The 18,077-nt window shown below is 50.8% G+C and carries 18 protein-coding genes; 7 read left to right on the top strand and 11 right to left on the bottom strand.

All coding sequences use genetic code 11. The features are described 5' to 3' along the window. The 3 genes from BWI97_RS24665 to BWI97_RS24655 all read right to left on the bottom strand — a co-directional run. A partial coding sequence (locus BWI97_RS24665) for a GAF domain-containing protein (RefSeq protein ID WP_146011022.1) occupies window positions 1-576 on the bottom strand: 576 nt, incomplete at its 3' end. A 273-nt stretch (window positions 577-849) separates the two neighbouring features. Continuing rightward, complete coding sequence (locus BWI97_RS24660) at window positions 850-1,806, bottom strand: peroxiredoxin (RefSeq protein WP_102203218.1); 957 nt, start codon at window positions 1,804-1,806, stop codon at window positions 850-852. Between the two features lie 17 nt (window positions 1,807-1,823). Beyond that, window positions 1,824-2,297 carry a hypothetical protein gene (locus tag BWI97_RS24655; protein ID WP_102203217.1) on the bottom strand — a complete coding sequence of 158 codons (474 nt, stop codon included), beginning with the start codon at window positions 2,295-2,297 and terminating at the stop codon, window positions 1,824-1,826. 717 nt (window positions 2,298-3,014) lie between these two features. On the opposite strand from BWI97_RS24655, the gene BWI97_RS24650 reads away from it, so the two are divergent. From BWI97_RS24650 to BWI97_RS24640, 3 genes are all read left to right on the top strand, one after another. Further along, complete coding sequence (locus BWI97_RS24650) at window positions 3,015-3,581, top strand: hypothetical protein (protein ID WP_102203216.1); 567 nt, start codon at window positions 3,015-3,017, stop codon at window positions 3,579-3,581. A 150-nt stretch (window positions 3,582-3,731) separates the two neighbouring features. After that, window positions 3,732-4,076, top strand: a complete 345-nt coding sequence (locus BWI97_RS24645) for a PAS domain-containing protein (protein ID WP_102203215.1) — start codon at window positions 3,732-3,734, stop codon at window positions 4,074-4,076. 85 nt (window positions 4,077-4,161) lie between these two features. Further along, window positions 4,162-7,449 carry a PAS domain S-box protein gene (locus BWI97_RS24640; RefSeq protein WP_102203214.1) on the top strand — a complete coding sequence of 1,096 codons (3,288 nt, stop codon included), beginning with the start codon at window positions 4,162-4,164 and terminating at the stop codon, window positions 7,447-7,449. A gap of 107 nt (window positions 7,450-7,556) precedes the next feature. On the opposite strand, the gene BWI97_RS24635 is transcribed toward BWI97_RS24640, so the two are convergent. Together BWI97_RS24635 and BWI97_RS24630 are read right to left on the bottom strand one after the other, a co-directional pair. Further along, complete coding sequence (locus BWI97_RS24635; protein ID WP_233208015.1) at window positions 7,557-8,609, bottom strand: zinc-binding dehydrogenase; 1,053 nt, start codon at window positions 8,607-8,609, stop codon at window positions 7,557-7,559. A gap of 73 nt (window positions 8,610-8,682) precedes the next feature. Further along, complete coding sequence (locus tag BWI97_RS24630; protein WP_233208014.1) at window positions 8,683-9,669, bottom strand: erythromycin esterase family protein; 987 nt, start codon at window positions 9,667-9,669, stop codon at window positions 8,683-8,685. A gap of 191 nt (window positions 9,670-9,860) precedes the next feature. On the opposite strand from BWI97_RS24630, the gene BWI97_RS24625 reads away from it, so the two are divergent. The 3 genes from BWI97_RS24625 to BWI97_RS24615 are packed head-to-tail and all read left to right on the top strand — an operon-like array spanning window position 9,861 to window position 11,304. Next, window positions 9,861-10,478, top strand: coding sequence for a TetR/AcrR family transcriptional regulator (locus tag BWI97_RS24625; protein ID WP_233208013.1), 618 nt, complete (start codon window positions 9,861-9,863; stop codon window positions 10,476-10,478). A gap of 47 nt (window positions 10,479-10,525) precedes the next feature. Continuing rightward, a complete protein-coding gene (locus tag BWI97_RS24620) occupies window positions 10,526-10,987 on the top strand; it encodes a hypothetical protein (RefSeq protein WP_102203212.1) in 462 nt (153 codons plus the stop codon). A 2-nt stretch (window positions 10,988-10,989) separates the two neighbouring features. Further along, window positions 10,990-11,304, top strand: a complete 315-nt coding sequence (locus tag BWI97_RS24615) for a DUF3817 domain-containing protein (protein ID WP_102203211.1) — start codon at window positions 10,990-10,992, stop codon at window positions 11,302-11,304. Window positions 11,305-11,356: 52 nt separating this feature from the next. Here BWI97_RS24615 and BWI97_RS24610 read toward each other — a convergent pair whose 3' ends face one another. Further along, window positions 11,357-11,680, bottom strand: a complete 324-nt coding sequence (locus BWI97_RS24610) for a two-component system response regulator (protein WP_102203210.1) — start codon at window positions 11,678-11,680, stop codon at window positions 11,357-11,359. A gap of 401 nt (window positions 11,681-12,081) precedes the next feature. On the opposite strand from BWI97_RS24610, the gene BWI97_RS24605 reads away from it, so the two are divergent. After that, the gene (locus BWI97_RS24605; RefSeq protein ID WP_102203209.1) at window positions 12,082-13,257 is read left to right on the top strand and encodes a sensor histidine kinase; all 1,176 of its coding nucleotides are present in this window, start codon (window positions 12,082-12,084) and stop codon (window positions 13,255-13,257) included. Between the two features lie 6 nt (window positions 13,258-13,263). Here BWI97_RS24605 and BWI97_RS24600 read toward each other — a convergent pair whose 3' ends face one another. The 5 genes from BWI97_RS24600 to BWI97_RS24585 form a co-directional block, all read right to left on the bottom strand. Continuing rightward, on the bottom strand, window positions 13,264-14,331 hold the full coding sequence (locus BWI97_RS24600; RefSeq protein WP_102203208.1) for an alpha-galactosidase: 1,068 nt from the start codon (window positions 14,329-14,331) through the stop codon (window positions 13,264-13,266). Then, a complete protein-coding gene (locus BWI97_RS24595; protein ID WP_102203207.1) occupies window positions 14,328-15,344 on the bottom strand; it encodes a hypothetical protein in 1,017 nt (338 codons plus the stop codon). The genes BWI97_RS24600 and BWI97_RS24595 overlap by 4 nt, the downstream gene beginning before the upstream one ends. A 42-nt stretch (window positions 15,345-15,386) precedes the next feature. Continuing rightward, window positions 15,387-15,815, bottom strand: a complete 429-nt coding sequence (locus tag BWI97_RS28595; protein ID WP_233208012.1) for a RagB/SusD family nutrient uptake outer membrane protein — start codon at window positions 15,813-15,815, stop codon at window positions 15,387-15,389. Window positions 15,816-15,907: 92 nt separating this feature from the next. Further along, entirely contained in the window at window positions 15,908-16,831 is a 924-nt protein-coding gene (locus BWI97_RS28590) for a RagB/SusD family nutrient uptake outer membrane protein (protein ID WP_233208011.1), read from the bottom strand. 21 nt (window positions 16,832-16,852) lie between these two features. Then, the coding region (locus tag BWI97_RS24585) for a SusC/RagA family TonB-linked outer membrane protein (protein ID WP_146011020.1) at window positions 16,853-18,077 on the bottom strand (1,225 nt) is incomplete at its 5' end.

Below are 18,077 nucleotides of genomic sequence, written 5' to 3'. Positions count from 1 at the left end.
TTCGTGGCTCATGGTGGAGAGGAAACGGGCTTTGGCCTGACGGGCTTCTTCGGCTTCGGCCCGGGCCCGTTCGGCCTGAAAGTGCTTGCGACGAAGCTCCAGCAGCATGACCACCTGGTAGGAGAGGTCTTTGAGGGCTTGTAGCTGATCTTCGCTGAGCTGTTTGGGCTTTTCATCGATAACACACAGGGAGCCCAAGGGATATCCTTCCGGTGTGACCAGCGGAATACCCGCGTAAAAAATAACGTTCGGGTTACCGGTCGTGAAGGGGTTATCGTGAAAGCGTTCATCCTCCCGGGCATCGGCGATAATAAACGGAATGTCCGGCGTTAGAATGGCATGGGAACAGAACGACAGTTCACGCGGTGCTTCGGCGTTCTGGATTCCCTGCTTGGACTTAAACCATTGCCGGGACTGATCGAGTAATGTGATGAGGCTGATGGGAGTACCGCAAATTTCGGAAGCCAGCCGCGTAATGGCGTCGTAGGCCATTTCGGGCAGGGAATCCATAATCTTGTATTCCTCCAAAGCTGCTAAGCGTTCGGATTCATTGCTGGGAATGGCTGGTTGAATCATGGCGGATTAGTAGAGGTGGCAAATTAATCAGTGCCAGAGCACTAGGCGGCTGGTCATCTGATGGACACAAATATACAGGGTATGCAGGATTGAGGTGTGCAATAAACGATAACCCGTCCGTAAACAGACGGGCTTGTGAACTCTTTAACAAAAATACAGAGTGTGACGCGTAGCAGAAAACCTGAATCAATATCTCCCTACGGCCTGTAGCAACCTGAACCAATGGCTGAGGTCAGTAACTAACCAAACGATCTAACCTGAAAGTTCATTTCATTAGATACTGGCTATTTTAAGATACGTACTGAGCCGTTGATAACGATTCAAGGCGGGAACATTTAAAAAAAGCAAGTTATTTTCATTAACGATGGTATAGCGAGGTTGCATTCGAATGTTAAAAGCCCGTTTGGTGACCTGATAACCGTCGCCTTTAAACCGGTAACTAAACTGCTGGGGAAGTTTGGAACGGGAATGGGTATTGACCCATTTATGATGCTTTTCGTCCGGATCAGAGGATAACATCAGGTAGGTAATTTGGGAGGTAAGTTCCGAATGGGCGAAGTCTTCGTAAAATTTAAAATCATCCATGCAAGGCTTACATTCAGATTCCCAGAAGTTTACGTAGACAAAAGGCGTTTTTACCTGTTTCAATACTTCGCCCAACTGGAATTCCTTACCGTTAATATCCGTCAAGAGTAAATTTTTAACCGAATCCGTAAAGGGAACTTCCGCGGGAATCCCATTATCGATTTGGTGCAGTAATGAGGTAAACCGTTCATCGTGGACCTGATTGTAGAGGTACGAAAGATTTTTACGCGTTCGCTTAAATTCTTCCGGATTCTTGATACCCCAGAGGGTGCGGCGATGCTCAAGAATAACGCCGTAATACAAATACTCGCGGTTACGACCGGTATACTGGTGATCGATCAGCTGAATGACCTCATCCAGATTCCTTGGAGCAAGTACCTGGAAGGTGTACGCGGATAAACTGTAATAATAATCAGGCAAACCGCTGTACAGGGTATCTGTATTCCAGGGAAAATCTTTCAAATCCTGTAAATATTCCGCGGGATACGATTTAAAAGTACCATCGTCTTCCATCGGCAGGTGGCTCATCAACGCACTTAAATACTGGTATTTGTTGTTCATTTTTAACCATTGCTGAAAGTTGGGTGACAAGGCTTGCCCGGCGTAGTGATCCACGGCAGAATCGGCCCTGACTCGCTGATTCATCAGGGATTGCTTTTGGGCTAAAAGGCTCTTAACACCTTGCTTTCAGAAAGACTGGGTGGGGGAGGGACGGGAGCAAGGGTTGTGTCACTAAAATACAGGTAATTGCCCGGAAAGTCAGCCTGAACTTCCCACAGAACCCGTTCGAAGCCTGCGTAGGGTTTTTGAATGGTAATGGCCAGATCTATCGTTTCGCCCGGCGTTACGTACGCTTCCCGACCTAAAATTTTCAAAACTTTGGGAGCATCCAGATCGAATTGAATCAGAAAATTACCTTCCTGATCTACGCGTCCTTCTGTCAGTAAACGATCCTCTTTAATGTCGTATAAGTGTTCCGTGACAGGAAAATACAGAAGGGGATTTTTAGCAGCCTTGATTTTACCCCGAAGAATCACCCGTCCTTCTTTAAAAGTAGATTCAGTAGAAGATTCTGATGAATGACAGGCGAAACAAAGCCATACAAACAGGGCCAGGAGTCCGGAATACAAACGCATAGAGTCGAAGTTTAGAAGTAGAACGCAGTACATATCCCGGGATAAGCGATACGTACGCCTGTAAACTACGAACGGATCCCTATAGACGCTAATGTATTGAAATAATTTTGACTCAAAACGTAACGCACCGGAGCCAGGTAGTAGTAGATAGCGGATTGATCATCAGCTACGAAATAACCCAGTCAATGTGGGTTTTAGTACGTCGGAAAAAGCTAATGAATTCTATTTGAACAGGCAGTTCGGAATGTAAGGTTCGCTCTTTTAGTCATAATTGACCCGCCGCATTTCTGAATAAGGATAATCAATCCATTGCAGGCATTGATCTAAGTAAAAGCGTCAGAAAAACGATTTTACCAGGTAAAAAATGCATGGATAGGGTTTGGTGTATAGCGGGTGTAGATTCCGATAGGCGTCTGACCTCCAGCCGGGATCGGTTGAAACGGTACGGAATGATACGCGTATCTCGTTGTCAAATGACAACCAGTTAACCGGAGTGGTCGGTCTTTCGCCGCAATTCCTTCTTTAGTAATGGGATAATTACCGTTCTTTGGTAGCCGTAGCCATGATCGCCTGAATGAATCTTTGCTCGTCCGAACGTATCCGGAAACGAGCCCGGTTTTCGGGCTGAACGATTGATTTGCCTGGCGTACCGGAAAGACCTGAGCGAAACGGAGCGGGCCCTTATTCATCGTTACGAATATCCTAGTTGAACCATTCATGCGGATTTTCCTGCTTTTTTTCCTGAGTTTGCTGGTGAAGGCGAGTCCTTTGCTGGCTCAAACTACCTCTCTGCTGGTTCTCGACGGATTCTCGCAGTGGCTAAGCGGACATGATGAGCAAACGCAGCAGCTACAGCCCATGCAGGGGCGGCAGGCATTGGTCAGGAAACGGGGACGAGTAGAAGCCTACGTCAAATTTAAGGTGAAAAGCTATGGCGAACTTTCGTTCCCCATCGACCCCCGTACACCCTGGGGCGAAGAAGCCAGGAAAGTGGATTTAAGCCAGAGCCGGTGGGTGCGAATCCGCTACAGGGCCAATGTGCCGGTGGTAGTACAGGTGCGTCAAACGGGTACGCATGGTGGGGTGCATCCCCATAGTACGCTTCCGGCCTGTTCGCGGTACCGAACATGTACCCTTTATTTTTCAGCATTTACGGGTGGGGAAACGCCGCTTGATCTCACGAATGTAGCTAAATTTAACCTGGCCCTGCTGACCAATGCACCGTCTGACCCGTATGCGGAGTTGAGCGTACGGAGTTTTGAAATTGATCGCTATACCCCATAATGGTTGCCAGGCTAAACCGTTTAAGGAGAGATACGTCGAAGTAATACCGATACTACCCTACAAAGAGGGCTCCGCTAATGCCTTCACTGACGTGAGGAAAGACCTGATCATTCATGCGTATGAACCGCCCAATACTCAATCCCCCAATGTATGACTACCCCTTACCTCTCTGACTTTGCCGATTCGCTGCATCCTACCACGGCGAAGGACTATCAGAGCCTGATTGAATCCTTCGCCCAGGCCTGCTGGGAGACCGATGCTCAGGGTGTGGTCGTCAGTGATTCACCCAGCTGGCGGGCCTATACGGGCCAGAGTCTGGAAGACTGGCTGGGCGAGGGCTGGATTACCGCGGTCCATCCTCACGATCAGCCCTATGCCCTTCAACAATGGAAGGATGCCGTGGCACAGAATAGATCCGTTGACGCTGAATTCCGCCTGAAGCGGACCCGACGGGGGCTGGCGTTGGACCAACGTACGGGCCACCCGGATTTTTAACACCGATGGTACCGTAAAAAAGTGGCTGGGTGTCAATATCGACATCAATGAAAAAAAGGAGATCGAACACCAGCATCTGCAACTGATGCAGGAGATTGCCCAGCAGGCCACCAATAAGTATCAGAAGCTATTCAATTCCATGGAGGAGGGCTTTGAAATACTGGAACTGATTCGGGACGACACGGGCAAAGGAATCGATTTTCGGTTTCTGGAAATTAATCCTGCCTTTGAACGACTGGTTGGCTTACCCATCGAACAGGCTCTGGGCCATACCTGTCGCGAGTTGTTTCCTACGGTAGATGACTGGTGGATTGAAGCGTACAGTCGGGTTGTGGATACCGGGCAGGCCGCTCAGATTGAACACTATTTCAAAGAGACCAGCCGCTGGTACAAAGTTTCCGTGTACGCCACGGAAGGTGATCAGTTCGCTCTGGTGTATACCGACATTACCGAGCAGAAAAAAGCCGAAGCTGCCCTGCGGGATAGTGAGCTACGAAAAGCCTTTTTGCTGCAACTAAGCGATGCCATTCGGGATTTGGCCGAACCCCGGAGCATTCAGCAGGAGGCCATCCGGGTACTCAGACAACACCTGCAGGCCAGCCGGGTTTCGTATACGGAGGCTCTTGCCAATAAAACCCTGGAGGTCATTGCTACGGATTTTGTTCCGGGTGAGCTAGACCTGGCAGGTAAGTGTTTCCCGCTCTCTGATTTTGCCCCGGAAGTAATCGAGGAGTGGACTTCTGGCAAAATGAGTTATCGAACGAATGTGTCTGAGGATGAATACGTTTCTGACGAACAAAAAACCCTGTATGAACGCTTCAACCTCAAGGCCTGGGCGAATATTCCGCTGGTCAAAAAAGGGGAGTTAGTAGCCATGATTACCATTCATTTCCCGGAAGCACATGCCTGGAGTCCTCAGGAACTGGCTCTACTGGAAGAAACGGCTGAACGTACCTGGGCTGCTACCGAACGAGCCAAAGCCGAAGCAACGTCCAGACAGTCGGAGAAGAAATTACGTACCCTGTTTGAATCCATGGAAGAAGGGCTGGCCCTTTGTGAACTCGTTCGTACGCCCGGCGGCGAAGCCGTTGACTTTCGTTTCCTGGAAGTAAATCCGGCGTATGAACGGCACTCGGGCATTCCCAATGAAAAAGTAGTCGGTCGTTTGCGGAGTGAAATCTTACCCGTGATGGACCCCACGGTACCGCTGTACGAACGGGTCGTGCGAACGCAGGAACCCCTGCACATTGAACAGTTTGCTTCATCCGTAGGCCGCTGGTTTGAGGTGCGGGCCGTAGGGTACGGTCCGGAGCGGTTCGCGGTTTTTTTCTCCGATATCAGCTTACGTAAAAAAGCGGAAGAAAACCTGCGTAACAGCGAAGAGCGACAAAGCTTTTTACTTAAACTGAACGATACCTTACGACCGCTGACGGACCCGGTTCAAATCGAGGGAGAAGCCTGCCGTTTACTGGGCGAACAGTTACGGGCAGATCGAACCTGCTACGCCCGCATCGAGGTGCCGCTGGAGCGGATACGGGTAGAACGGGATTACATCCGCGGGAAAGGGGCCAGTCTGGTCGGAACGTATACCTTCAGTCTGGTACAGTCCCTGATGGAAGTACTGCAACAGGGGCAGGATTTCTGCTCGAATGACCGGTTACCGGAAACGCATCCGTCCTACGCGGCCATTGCCGTCCAATCTTTTGTAGGGGTTCCACTGATTAAAGCCGGGCAACTGGTTTCCGTGCTGTCAGTGGCCAGTACTAAACCCCGAGCGTGGACCAGCGAAGAACGGGAATTGATCCGGGAAGTGGGCGAGCGTACCTGGGAGGTCGTCGAACGCGTCCGGGTCGAAAAGGCCCTTCGGGATAGCGAAGAACGGTTGCAGTTAGCCTTATCCGCGGGAGAAATCGGAACGTGGCACTATCGGCTGGAGACGAATGACAACATGCTTGACCCCAGTATGAGTCAGCTACTGGGTTTATCTCCCGAAACCCAGATCATTCCGCAACAGACGTTTATTGATGCCGTTTATTCCGATGATCGGGCCATGGTGGAGGAAGAGGTACGGTTATGCCTTTCGCAGGGACGGGAGTTTAACCTGGATTTTCGGATACAATGGCCCGATGGGACCGTCATCTGGTTGAAAGACATGGGTAAAGTAATGCGGGATGAAAACGGCCAGGCCCAATTTGTAACCGGTGCCGCTCTGAACATTACGCAGCGGAAGGAAGCGGAAAAAGCACTCCAGCAGGCGGATCGTCGCAAGGATGAGTTTCTGGCCATGCTGGCCCATGAGCTCCGTAATCCGATGGCGACGATTCGCAATGGCCTGCAAATTCTGTCGCTAAATACTACGGATCATCGGAGACGGGAGGATACGCTGACCATGATGAACCGGCAAACGGACCACCTGGTGCGGCTGGTGGATGATTTACTGGACGTAAGTCGCATCAGTCAGGGTAAAATTGAGTTGAAGAAGGAATCGCTGGATCTGGTTGAACTGGTCACGGAAGTAGCTCAGCTTGTGAGTCCTCAATTCCAGGAGCGTCGTCGCCAGCTACGCCTGAGTCTTCCCGACAGTCCTGTTCGGGTGGAGGCCGACGCTCTGCGACTGAGCCAGGTCATTACGAACTTACTGATGAACGGCGTTCGATACACGAAAGTCGATGGACAGATCGAACTGACACTGAAAACTCAGGAGGACGTGTTCTATGGACAAGCCGTGGTACTCCAGATACGGGATAATGGTATCGGGCTGGCGGCGGATCAGCTGGTGTCGATTTTCGAGGTCTTTGTACAGGTTGACAATTCTGTTGCCCGCTCAGAGGGCGGTCTGGGTCTGGGCCTGACGCTGGTCCGGCGGCTGGTCGAACTACACGAAGGACGCGTCGAAGCATACAGTGCCGGGCTGGGGCTGGGCAGTACGTTCACGATTTATCTGCCCTATTTGCCCACTCCTCCGCCCGTTCCTGTCATAGCTCCATCGCCGCCAGATACGGTTCGTTACCGTATTCTGGTCATCGATGATAATCCGGATGCGACCTTAACGCTAGGGATGTTGCTGGAACTGAAAGGCTACGAGGTGTACACGCGGAATAGTGGTCTGGAAGGAATCCAGGCGGCAGAACAGCTACGCCCGGACGTTATTTTGCTCGATATCGGCATGCCCGGACTCGACGGTTACGAAACCTGTCGATTACTCCGAAAACAACTCTGGGGGCAACACCTGTTGCTCATTGCCCTGACGGGTTATGGACAATGGAAAGACAAACGGCGTACGCAGGAGGCCGGTTTCGATGAACATCTGGTGAAACCCGTTAATATGGATCTCCTGATCCAGGTCATTACCAGCCGATTGAAAGAAAATTGAAAACCTGCCAACGGGTGAATGAATCGACTGTGGCAATCTTCGTATTCCAAGGTTGTAGCAGGATTAGGAAACCCCTGGCTGTTACCGCATACAGCCAGGGGAGTACTTTAAATCTGAAGGGCAACAAACACGGCTCCGGTTTTTTGCTTGTTCTGGGCCGTTTCAAAGGCCTCGTTGATAGCATCCAGTGAAAACCGGTGCGTAATGAGTTTCTCAGCATTGAGTTTGCCTTTGGCGAGTAAATCCAGGCACATCTGCATTTCGGGGTAAATGTCCCAGAATGCGTAACTGGCACTGCAAATAAGTTTTATTTCCGACATCTGGATATGTTGCCATTCCAGCGGGATAGACGTTTTGCCCGCATCAAATCCACCCACAATCACTACTTTCCCCCCGATTCGGGCAAAGGATACGGCCTGAGGTAGCGTCACGGGCATCGAAGGGCCACCCGCACATTCAAAGGCAATATCGACACCCCGGTTTTTCGTAAATTCCATCACTTTGGCGTACCCATCTTCTTTTTCCGTATTCACAACCCGATCTGCTCCCAGCTCCAAAGCCAGTTCCAGCGATGAATCCACAATGTCGAACACGATTACATCCGCTCCACAGGCTTTGGCCAGTTGTAACTGACCCAGGCCAATGGGGCCCGCTCCGATGATGGCGACCTGATCGTTAATTTTGATACCACTCAATTGAATGGCGTGCAGACAGACGGAAAAGGTATCCAGTAACGTTGCTTCCTCAAAACTTACATGATCGGGTAGTGGGTAAAATTTCTTGGCTGGTCCGACCACGTAGGTAGCAAATGCCTGTGAAACCGTATCCATACGAACTTCGTAGAGGTGCGGACATAAATTATACTGCTGAACCCGGCACCATTCGCAGGTATCATCGCCGAGCACGGTCTCAATAACGACCCGATCCCCCGGCTTTACGTGCGTTACTTCCGGACCGACCTCTACCACTTCGCCCGCCATTTCGTGGCCCATAATTCGGCATTCCAGGTGTGGTTCTTCTTTCTTCCAGTGGCGAAGATCCGTACCACAAATGCCCGCAACCCGAATGCGGGCCCGAACCCAATCCGCTTTGGGTAGCTGAGGCGTATCAACTTCTTTTACTTCAAATTCGCCCTGAGCCGTTTTCAGGGCTGCTTTCATCGTAGCATCCATAGGAGTTCTTAAAAAATGTATAGGTGGATAGAAAAACGATTAATAATTGAATGGAAAAGTTTCAGGAATTTTGTGGGCGTCCGTGTTCAGCGGAAGGGGATGCAGAGCCCGGGTACGATCCAGATAGACAAAGGCATCGTACCGCTGATTGACTTTTGTGGATACATAATTCCCAAAAACGTTCGCGTTCAGGTTCGTAGACCACGCCAATAGCCCGGTGAGGCAAGGGTTCACCGGAGGTGTTTCGAGGAAAGATGATCAGCCGGTTCAGGTCCGAAAGCTGATGTAAGGCATGTTCCAGACTACCCTCCTGAGCGGCGGGTACGGTCATGACTTCTGCCGGAGCCGCCCAGCGTTTGCCCGCTCTCACCGTACCCTGGTAGGAGCTGAATCCCACCGCTTCGGGGTCGTGATCAAAGCTGGGAACCTTACTTCGGATCTGCCGAAGCAGTTGGGTGAGGGGCTCCGGGCAGGATACGCCCGGGAAATAGTGTTCCCGGGCGTACCGCTGCTCATCTTCCCCAAAAGGTTCAAAACAGGCTAACGCTTCGTGGACCAGGCGGGCTGCCACGGGATCGTTTTCTTCGAGATACGCTACCATGGCTTCCATGGATTCCCATAAGCTGTACACATCCAGTCCATAAAAGCCAGTTTTTTCGGCAGGCGACAGCGTAGTATTGTATGTTTTCAGCCAGCTTACCACGGCGGCTATTTCCCAGTTTCCCCACATCCAGGTAGGCCAGCGTTTGAAGGTTTGCAGGATTTCAACCGGATTTTGAGAGGTGTTATCCAGACCTTTGATGTACCGATTGATTCGGTAGCAATCCGGCCAGTCCCCTTCCACAGCTAACAGGCGAAAGTTTTTTTCGGCGATTAGACGCTGGGTAATGGCTGTTCGCCAGATGTAATAGTCGTGCGTACCGTGGGAGGCTTCGCCCAGTAATACACAACGAGCCTCCCCAATTCGCTCCAGCAAAGGGTCCAGGTCACGACTGGTCACCAAAGGGTACGATGGTTGAAAAACCGGATTTAAATCGCTGGTACGCATACCTAAAATCGGTTTCGGTGGAAGGAACGCCTCGGCGGTACTGCAAAGCGTTCGTTCTTAAAAACAGAAAATCCACGTGCCACTCTATACGCTTTAAAAATCAGGGGTAGGGGCATACCGTTTTCCCGAATAGAAAAGCATGTACACGCCTAATTTTTGTCAACCGTTTGGTAGAATTAAAGCGGACGCGTATGTTTGTAAAACATACTAACTGGTATTTTATGTCGAAAGCGGCCACGACTCGTTTTATGATCTTGCAAAAGGCTTTTGAACTGATGTACCGCAAGGGCTATCAGGCGACGAGTATCGACGATATCCTCGCTACGACGCAGGTAACCAAGGGTGCTTTTTACTACCATTTCAAAAATAAGGACGAAATGGGACTGGCCGTCATTGCGGAAGTAATGGTACCAGCCATGCAGCAGGCTATGATTGAAGCCTTACGAAATTCAACGGATCCGGTGGATGATTTGTATACGGTCATGCACCATATGCTGTTGAAAGATCCCTTCTTTATCATTGAATACGGTTGTCCTGCGGTTAATTTCATTGATGAAATGGCCGCCCTGAACCCGGTTTTTCAACAGGCACTGGCGGGGCTTGTGCAGCAGTGGGATCTGGCCATTCAGGAAAGCCTGCGGCAAGGTCAAAATCGACAGATCATTCGCGATGAGGTGAACCCCGCTCAGGTAGCATCATTCATTCTTACCGGTTATAGTGGCGTACGGAATCTGGGTAAGGTCCTGGGAAGGTCGTGTTACGTGATGTATCTCAAAGAATTAAAAAATTACCTACAGGCCCTGCGTTAATTTTTTCACTAAAAACATACTCAGTAGTATGTTTTATTGTCCCCCTTATGTATCCTGCCTTACTTTTTCTGCATGCCATTTTTCGCTGGCTGGTTCTGTTAAGTCTGATCTACGCGTTGGTTCGGGCCATTCAGGGCTACCGATCCGGGCGATCTTTTACAAAGACGGATGATTCCGTACGTCACTGGACGGCTACCATCGCTCACGTACAACTGCTGATCGGAATAATTCTGTATACGCAGAGTCCGTTGGTGTCTTACTATTTTGGCACTTCTCGGAAAGAGGAGCTTGCCGAACCTTTCTTTTTCAGCATTATTCATATCGCTTTAATGCTGCTGGCAATCGTGGGCATTACGCTCGGTTCTTCCATCGCAAAACGCAAAACTACCGCTAACGGTAAATTCGGTACGCAGGTTGTATGGTTTGCACTGGCATTACTGCTGATTTTTATTGCCATACCCTGGCCTTTCTCACCTTTAGCGTCTCGTCCTTACTTTAGATCCTTTTAATCATGCAAAATCTATTCAGTAGCAGCGTGGGCCGCCTACGGATTCTAGGCTTTCTGGAGGGCATTTCCCTGTTAGTTTTGGTATTTGTGGCCGTACCGCTTAAATATTACGCACAAAACCCGGCCTTGACTAAGCTCATAGGGCCCATTCACGGCGGACTGTTTCTACTTTTTGTGATCAATACGCTCAGCGTAGGTATAGAGCAGAACTGGCGATTCAAAACCACCACCTGGAAAGTACTGTTAGCCTGCGTAGTGCCATTCGGAACCTTTTATGTGGACCGGTACATACTAAGCCGTATACCGATGAAATCCTGAATGGGTAGTATCCCGTTCGTCGCCGGTTATTTGCCGATGAACGGGATGACGTTTATTCCCAATCACTAAGGGCCTTGTTCGACCGCAGGAACGTACGGAGGTCCTGCCAAAGTTCGATGGCACTGGTGTAATCCTCGGGTTTGTCCATAAAGCCCTGGGCTCCGCGGGCGTAGGCCCGATCCATGAGCTTGTCGGTACCAAACATGGAAAACATCAGGACGGGAATGTCCTTCCAGGCATCATTTTTCTTGAGTAAATCCAGCAATTGTAACCCATTAAGACCGGGCAATTCATAATCCGAAAGAATCAGATTTGGCGTTTCTTCACTAAGGTAAGTAAGGGCATTTTCGGCTGAATTCTGCAAACACACAATCACAGGAGATACGGCTTTTTTCGTGCCCTAGAGCTAATAAAGACTGATATTCTTTGTTGTCTTCAACGATCAACACTACTTGTTTCTCCTTACTTTTCATCTCAATGCGTTTCGGCGGTGTATTACGTTTCAAACATGCTGTTTGAACTGCAAAAATGCTGGAAATGTTTTTGATTTCATCCTTAATAAGGCACCCTAACGTATATTTCACAAACAAAGTCCTGAGGATTAGAATACTAATGCTTATATTTATTTTTAGGATCGTACGAAAGGCTCCTGAATAGCCCAGAACCGTGCTTTGACTTACGGTAAGAAATGCACGGGAACAAACGTGAAGTAGTCCCTGCCATATATTACCCGGTATATTGCAGAGGTTTCAATGATCCTTTGACCCGGTATACCCTATGGAATCTCTGGCTGTTTATCTCCATGCTCAACAAAATGCCTTACTTGAGCATTGGCGTGTCAGTTGTGATACCCAGCGGTCCGAAACCCGGTATCTCGCTCATGAAGTAGCTCAGAATTGCGTACGACAGCTGCTGGGGCGTTTACTGGAACAGCCGGTTTCAATGAACACTTTCCGGATGGCGGCAGATCTGGGTCGGTATGGCTACCAGCAGGGGTATTCCCTACGGAAGGTACTGAAGGAAATGGCCTGCCTGCGAAAAGCCGTCCGCCAGATGATTTATGGGTATGGACAGCAGTATAACAAGCCCATGGAGGCAAGCCATGAGCAGATCAGTACGTTTTTTGACGAGGTAATCGAAGAGATTATCGAACAGTATACGGCCTTACAGACGGAAGTGCAACAGCGGCAGATGCAGGAGGCCCAGCAAACCCTCAGTTGGCTAAACCAACTGGAACAGGAACGTAGTGAATTCATGCGGACTACCACCCATGATTTACGCGGTAGCCTGGGAATGGTGGAAGGAGCGGCTTCGCTGATTAGCGAGGCAGACCGAACGCCTGAACAGCGGCAACAGATTTTACAGATCCTGCACCGTAATCTGGAGAACGTTCATACGTTAGTGGAAGGTATTACGGAATTAGCCCGACTTAAAACACTGAAAGAAACGCCCGAACGCTTCGACGCGGCGGCTCTCCTCCAACACATCATCGAACGAACCCGACCCAAGGCCCTGGCTCGGGGACTGACGCTACTGGCCAGTGGCCTGGAACAGTTGTACGTATTGACCGATGCCCAACAGGCCGAGCGGCTGATTCAAACCTTGCTGGTGTACCTGATTCGGCAAACTCCGGAAGGCTCCCAGCGGGCGGGTAAAATGACGGTATCCTGGGATATCCGGGATGAATCGGTCTGGGTAGTTACGATTCAGGATACCACGCCGGTTCAGCCCCTCAGACTCGCTCATTTCCAGCGACTTTCCCAGGAGTTACAACCGAAACAAAGCGACCGTTCCGAACACACCATCAGCGAAAATCTGCCCTTATTTTTAATGAAACATCTGAGTCAATCCATTGGAGCCCGGCTGTACGTAAACCCGGTCGGCGATGGGAGCGTCCGGTACGAAATTCATTTTATGGGAACCATGCCCAGCCTGGCGGAGGTGACGGCATAAAATCGTTCAGGGCATCTTTTCGTAGCGGTACCAGCCAAAACTACGGGGTGTAGGTAACTGAAAGGCGACTTTAGCCTCTGTACCCACTTGCGTACGAAAACTCTTGCCTTCGCCAGCCAGTAGGGTAAACGAGTAACGCCCCGGACGGAGCTTCATCAGTGAAAAAATACCCTGGCTTTGCGGATGATTTTCCCGGAAAACCAGCACGTAGCCCACATTTGGTGAATCGGGCAGGGATTGAAAACCCGTCCAGCTCGTACCCGTCGGCGTATCGCCCACCGGAAAGATGGCACCCCGGTGCCAGTCACGACTGTGTTTTCGGTAAACGCTGATCAATTCTGACAGTGTAAAGGCTTCCTCGGGTAAATTACGGGCTTCCATCCAGGCCAGCGGCTGTCCCGGCATCGTCACGGCAAAGAGATAGTCGAAGGAATACCGACCCGGACTATACGGATCGTCTTTGGGGTATTTATCCGTGTTTCGCCACTTGTTTAGAAATTCAATTTGCAGACGTTGCGGGGGTACATACCGCGAAAGCATCCACAAATTTCGCAGCGTATAGTGAGGATAGTAATTAGCCCAGTCGGTGTATCGATTTTCCAGAAACAGATTTCCGTATTCGTAGAAATAGTGATAGCCAAACCGTCGTCCTGCGGTAACGTCCAGATTGAACAAGGCCTTTCCCTGCGTAACCTGCATGACGGTATCGAGCATGTGGCGAAAATTAAGTTCCGCCTGCTTGTCGGCAATCCGGACGCCATCAATCTTCCACATGTGAATGCCGTAAGTGCGGTACTGATCGATGAGTACCGACGCGTCTTTATCCCAGTACTTAAAGCTGCTGTCTATGCTCGGATTAAACCAGGTCGAAAGGGAAATTCCGGCTTTCTCGGCATCCTGCCGGAGTGACGTAAAACCGTTGGGAAATTTAGCGGGGTCGGGTCGCCAGTAATCCGGCTTTTGCCAGATGTTGGTAAAACTGCCCCCTTGGAAGGCCGAGTTGGCACTCTTGCCCTGCTGCCAGCCATCGTCCAATTGAAAATGCGTAATGCCCAGCCGGGCGGCCCGTTTCAATTCCTCCCGTACGAAGGATTCGTTGATGTTTTTGTCCTGTCCGCGGTCGCCCAGGTATTGAGCAGAATCATTTCATCCGCGGGCGACTGCCGAAGCTGACGCTGATACGAACGAAGAGCCAGCAGGGCTCCGGTTTCCGTACCATCACTAAGGCCGAGTACTACGCTGTAACCGCGTACCCAGATATCGGGACGTAGATCCTGCGGTGCAATACCCAATCCGGCTACCTTCACTTCGTTGGTTTTCAAGGTAAAATCAAAACCCGGATACGCCAACTGCACGCCAGATACGGGAGCCTCTTTCAGAAAAAACCAACCCGTCGGCTGACCGACTTCCTGAAAAAACAGCAGATTGCCCCGTAAGCGTACTTCCTGACGATAGGCCAGGCGAGGATACTCCTGTACGAGGGTATTATTCTGATCCGTAGCATCGAAGAACTCGACCGCCTTGGCCTGTACGTGCAGACTCGGGAGCGTCAGTCGATCCATGAAAGCAGCCTGGGCCTGTCCGGCTTGCTGGGCCGCCTGCGATTCGATGTTCCGCAGGTCATAGGCATTTGCTTCGCCTCGTTGTTCAGTGACTGGTGGATGACCCCTGAGGTAATAGTCGCACGCAATGGCCGGGCAATCCGGATAAATGCGGAAGACGCGTTTCAGCCACAAATCACCCAGGGGTGTCAGTACCTCCGCCTGTACGTACGCTGGCGTAGTGGCCGTAGCCGCGACGTTTTTACGGGTAAAACTTCCCTGAACCGAAGCCGAAACCATAGTATTCGGGAAAGAAAAATCAGGATGCTGACTGTTCAGATTCCAGCGTTTGTTCCGGGCTTTGTCGATGACGGCCACCGTACGCAACTGCCCCTGATTGAACAGATACAGGCGTTCGATGAAGGCATTCCCCAATCGTAAGGTATCGCCAGCCAACTCGGCCCGGCAGGAAGTCAGCGATGATTGAGCGGAGGCTATCAGGGAAACCAGTACTAAACCTAAACTAAGTCGAATGCGTAAGCTCATACAACTAGGAAAGCCGGGCAGGTTACTGCCCGGCCCATTTAATTAATACCCCGGATTTTGTTTGATTTTGTCGCGATTGATGTCAATCTGAGCCTGCGGAACCGGGAAAACGAGATTGTTTTCCGTCAGTGTATTCACCAGTCGAATCTGATCTTTTTTGCTGTTTAGGACTGAAATGGCCCGACCCGTCCGTACCAGATCAAACCAGCGGTGCCCTTCAAAAGCCAGTTCTACGCGTCGTTCCTGTTCGATGGCCAGCCGGAATGCCGCCTGATCGGGAACATCAGCGATGGTTTTAGCTTTTAATCCGGCACGCGTACGAATGCGGTTGAGATAGGTGAGTGCTTCGGGCTGATAAGAAACTTCGTTCAAAGCCTCCGCGTACATCAGCAAAACATCGGCGTAGCGAATCAGGGGAATGTTGTTGCCATTATCGCCCCGAGTAACGGGTACGTCGTAATACTTCTTCACAAAATTTGCCGGAATAGTCTGACCACTGGCGTTCACGTAAGAAGTAGCGAGCGAGACGTCTTTCCGTACATCACCGGGTTCGTAAGCGGCAATCAGATCGGCTGAAGGCTGGTTATTTCCCGAACCGCCAAAGGCAATGACCGCATTACCGGAGTTCTCCGGGGCGAAGTCATTGGGCCAGGGATTGCCCTCCCCGCTCCGCCCGATTTATACTGCACATCGAAGACCGACTCTTTATTGTTTTTATTGCCGACCCTAAACACCTCGGCGTACGAAGGGAGCAGGTCATAGACATTTAAATCGATTACTTCTTTCAGTTTAGACGCCGCTGGTGCGTACTTCCGCTGCGTCAGGTACACCTTTCCCAGAAGTGCTTTGGCGGCTCCCCGGGTAACCCGACCCAAGTCGGCAACCGCGTACGAAACGGGTAATACACCTTCGGCTTCGCTCAGGTCTTTTTCAATCTGGGCGTATACTTCGGTTCGGGGCGAACGGCCATAGGCATAGCCTTCATCCGGCGTAGTCATCGATTTGAGTACCAGCGGTACATCGCCGAACGTCCGAACCAGATTGAAGTACACGTGAGCCCGTAAGGCTTTTACCTCGGCGATGTAGCGGCCTTTCAGCGTCTCGTCCATACTGACGGCGTTGATGCGGTCGAGAATGGTATTGTACCGGGCAATGGCGTTATAGCTGTCATTCCAGCGGCCATTGATGAAAGGATTGGTGGTACGAATGTAAAAACGATCAAACTCATCCTGATCCGTGACGGAACCCGAAGCGGGCGGTACCGTATTGTCCGAAGCCACTTCCCCGAACACGTAACTGTTGCCCGTAATGCCACCCATTTGCAGAGAAGCATAGGCACCGTTAACCGCGATACGAAAATCTTCGGCGGTTCGGTAAAAATTATCGGTGCTAGCTGAGGAAATGGGTTGTAAATCAATAAAGGAATTTTGGCAGGAAGTAGCTAATAGGCTAAGAGCCAGGGTGGTATAAACAAGCGATGCTTTCATAAGGTCAGTTTGAGAGGTCCGTTAGAAACCAAGGTTAAGGCCGATCGTAACCGTACGAGCCAGCGGATAGTAGCCGTAATCGACCCCACCCGTGAGCGGTCCTTCGTAGTTGCTGACTTCAGGGTTGTAGTTGAGGTACTTGGTCCAGGTGTGCAGGTTCTGACCCGATACGTACAGACGAGCCTGTTCCAGACCAACCCGGTCGAGCCAGGGTTTGGGTAACTGATAGCCGATACTCACGTTTTGAATGCGGAGGTACGAACCATCCTCCACCCAGCGGGAAGACACGGCGTTATTATTGCCCGTGGTGCGGGCGTTAGCCCGGGGGGTCACGCCATTACCGGGATCATTCGGCGAACGCCAGCGGGAGAGAACCGTCGTAATCTGGTTCGCATTGCCTTCCAGGTTTTCAAAAAACCGCCGACTCAGGTTCAGTACCTGACCGCCCTGCGTTCCCTGTAAGGCAATACTCAGGTCAAAGCCTTTGTAACTGAACGTGTTGGTCAGGCTGTAAATGAAATCGGGCTGGTTGTTGCCGATCAGCGTACGGTCATCCGCCGTGATTTTCCCGTCCTTGTTTACATCTTCGTACTTCACGTCACCGGGCCGGGACGTTGCATCGTGGGGATAGGCGTCCAGATCGGCCTGATTGTTGAAGATACCGATCTGCCGGTAGCCATAGAAGCTGCCAATGGGAGCTCCAATCTGCGTAATGTTGGTTTCGCCGATGCCACTGGAGCTTTTGATCGGATCACCCGTGGGCCCGAGAGCCAGTACTTTATTCCGGTTAAAGGAAACGTTGGCACTGGTATTCCAGGTCAGGCTTCCCGTTAAATTCCGGGTATTCAGCCCAAATTCCCAGCCCTTGTTTTCCATCTTGCCGATGTTCTTGGTAGCCGTCGTAAAACCGGATACGGAAGGTACGTTTACGGAAAGCAGCAGATCGCGGGTGATACGCTGGTAGTAGTCCACCACCAGATAAATCCGGTTCGAGAAGATACCCAGATCCAGTCCGGCGTCCAACTGCTGGTTTTTCTCCCAGCCTAGCTGCGTATTGGCCAGCGAAGCCGGAACCAGCCCATTCACCAGGTTATTGTTGAAAGAATAATTGTCCGAGTTCAGCGTAGCCACGTACGGGTAGAAATTGTTAAAGGCGTTGTTTCCGGAAAGACCGTAACTCAGGCGAAGCTTGGCTTCCGAAAGTTGCGAGACGTTTTTGAGGAAATTTTCCTGATTGATCCGCCAG

This window comes from Siphonobacter sp. BAB-5405 (genome assembly GCF_002872335.1).
Taxonomy (GTDB): domain Bacteria; phylum Bacteroidota; class Bacteroidia; order Cytophagales; family Spirosomataceae; genus Siphonobacter.
The sequence above is the reverse complement of the archived record's forward strand: the minus strand, read 5'-3'. Positions and strand labels throughout refer to the sequence as shown.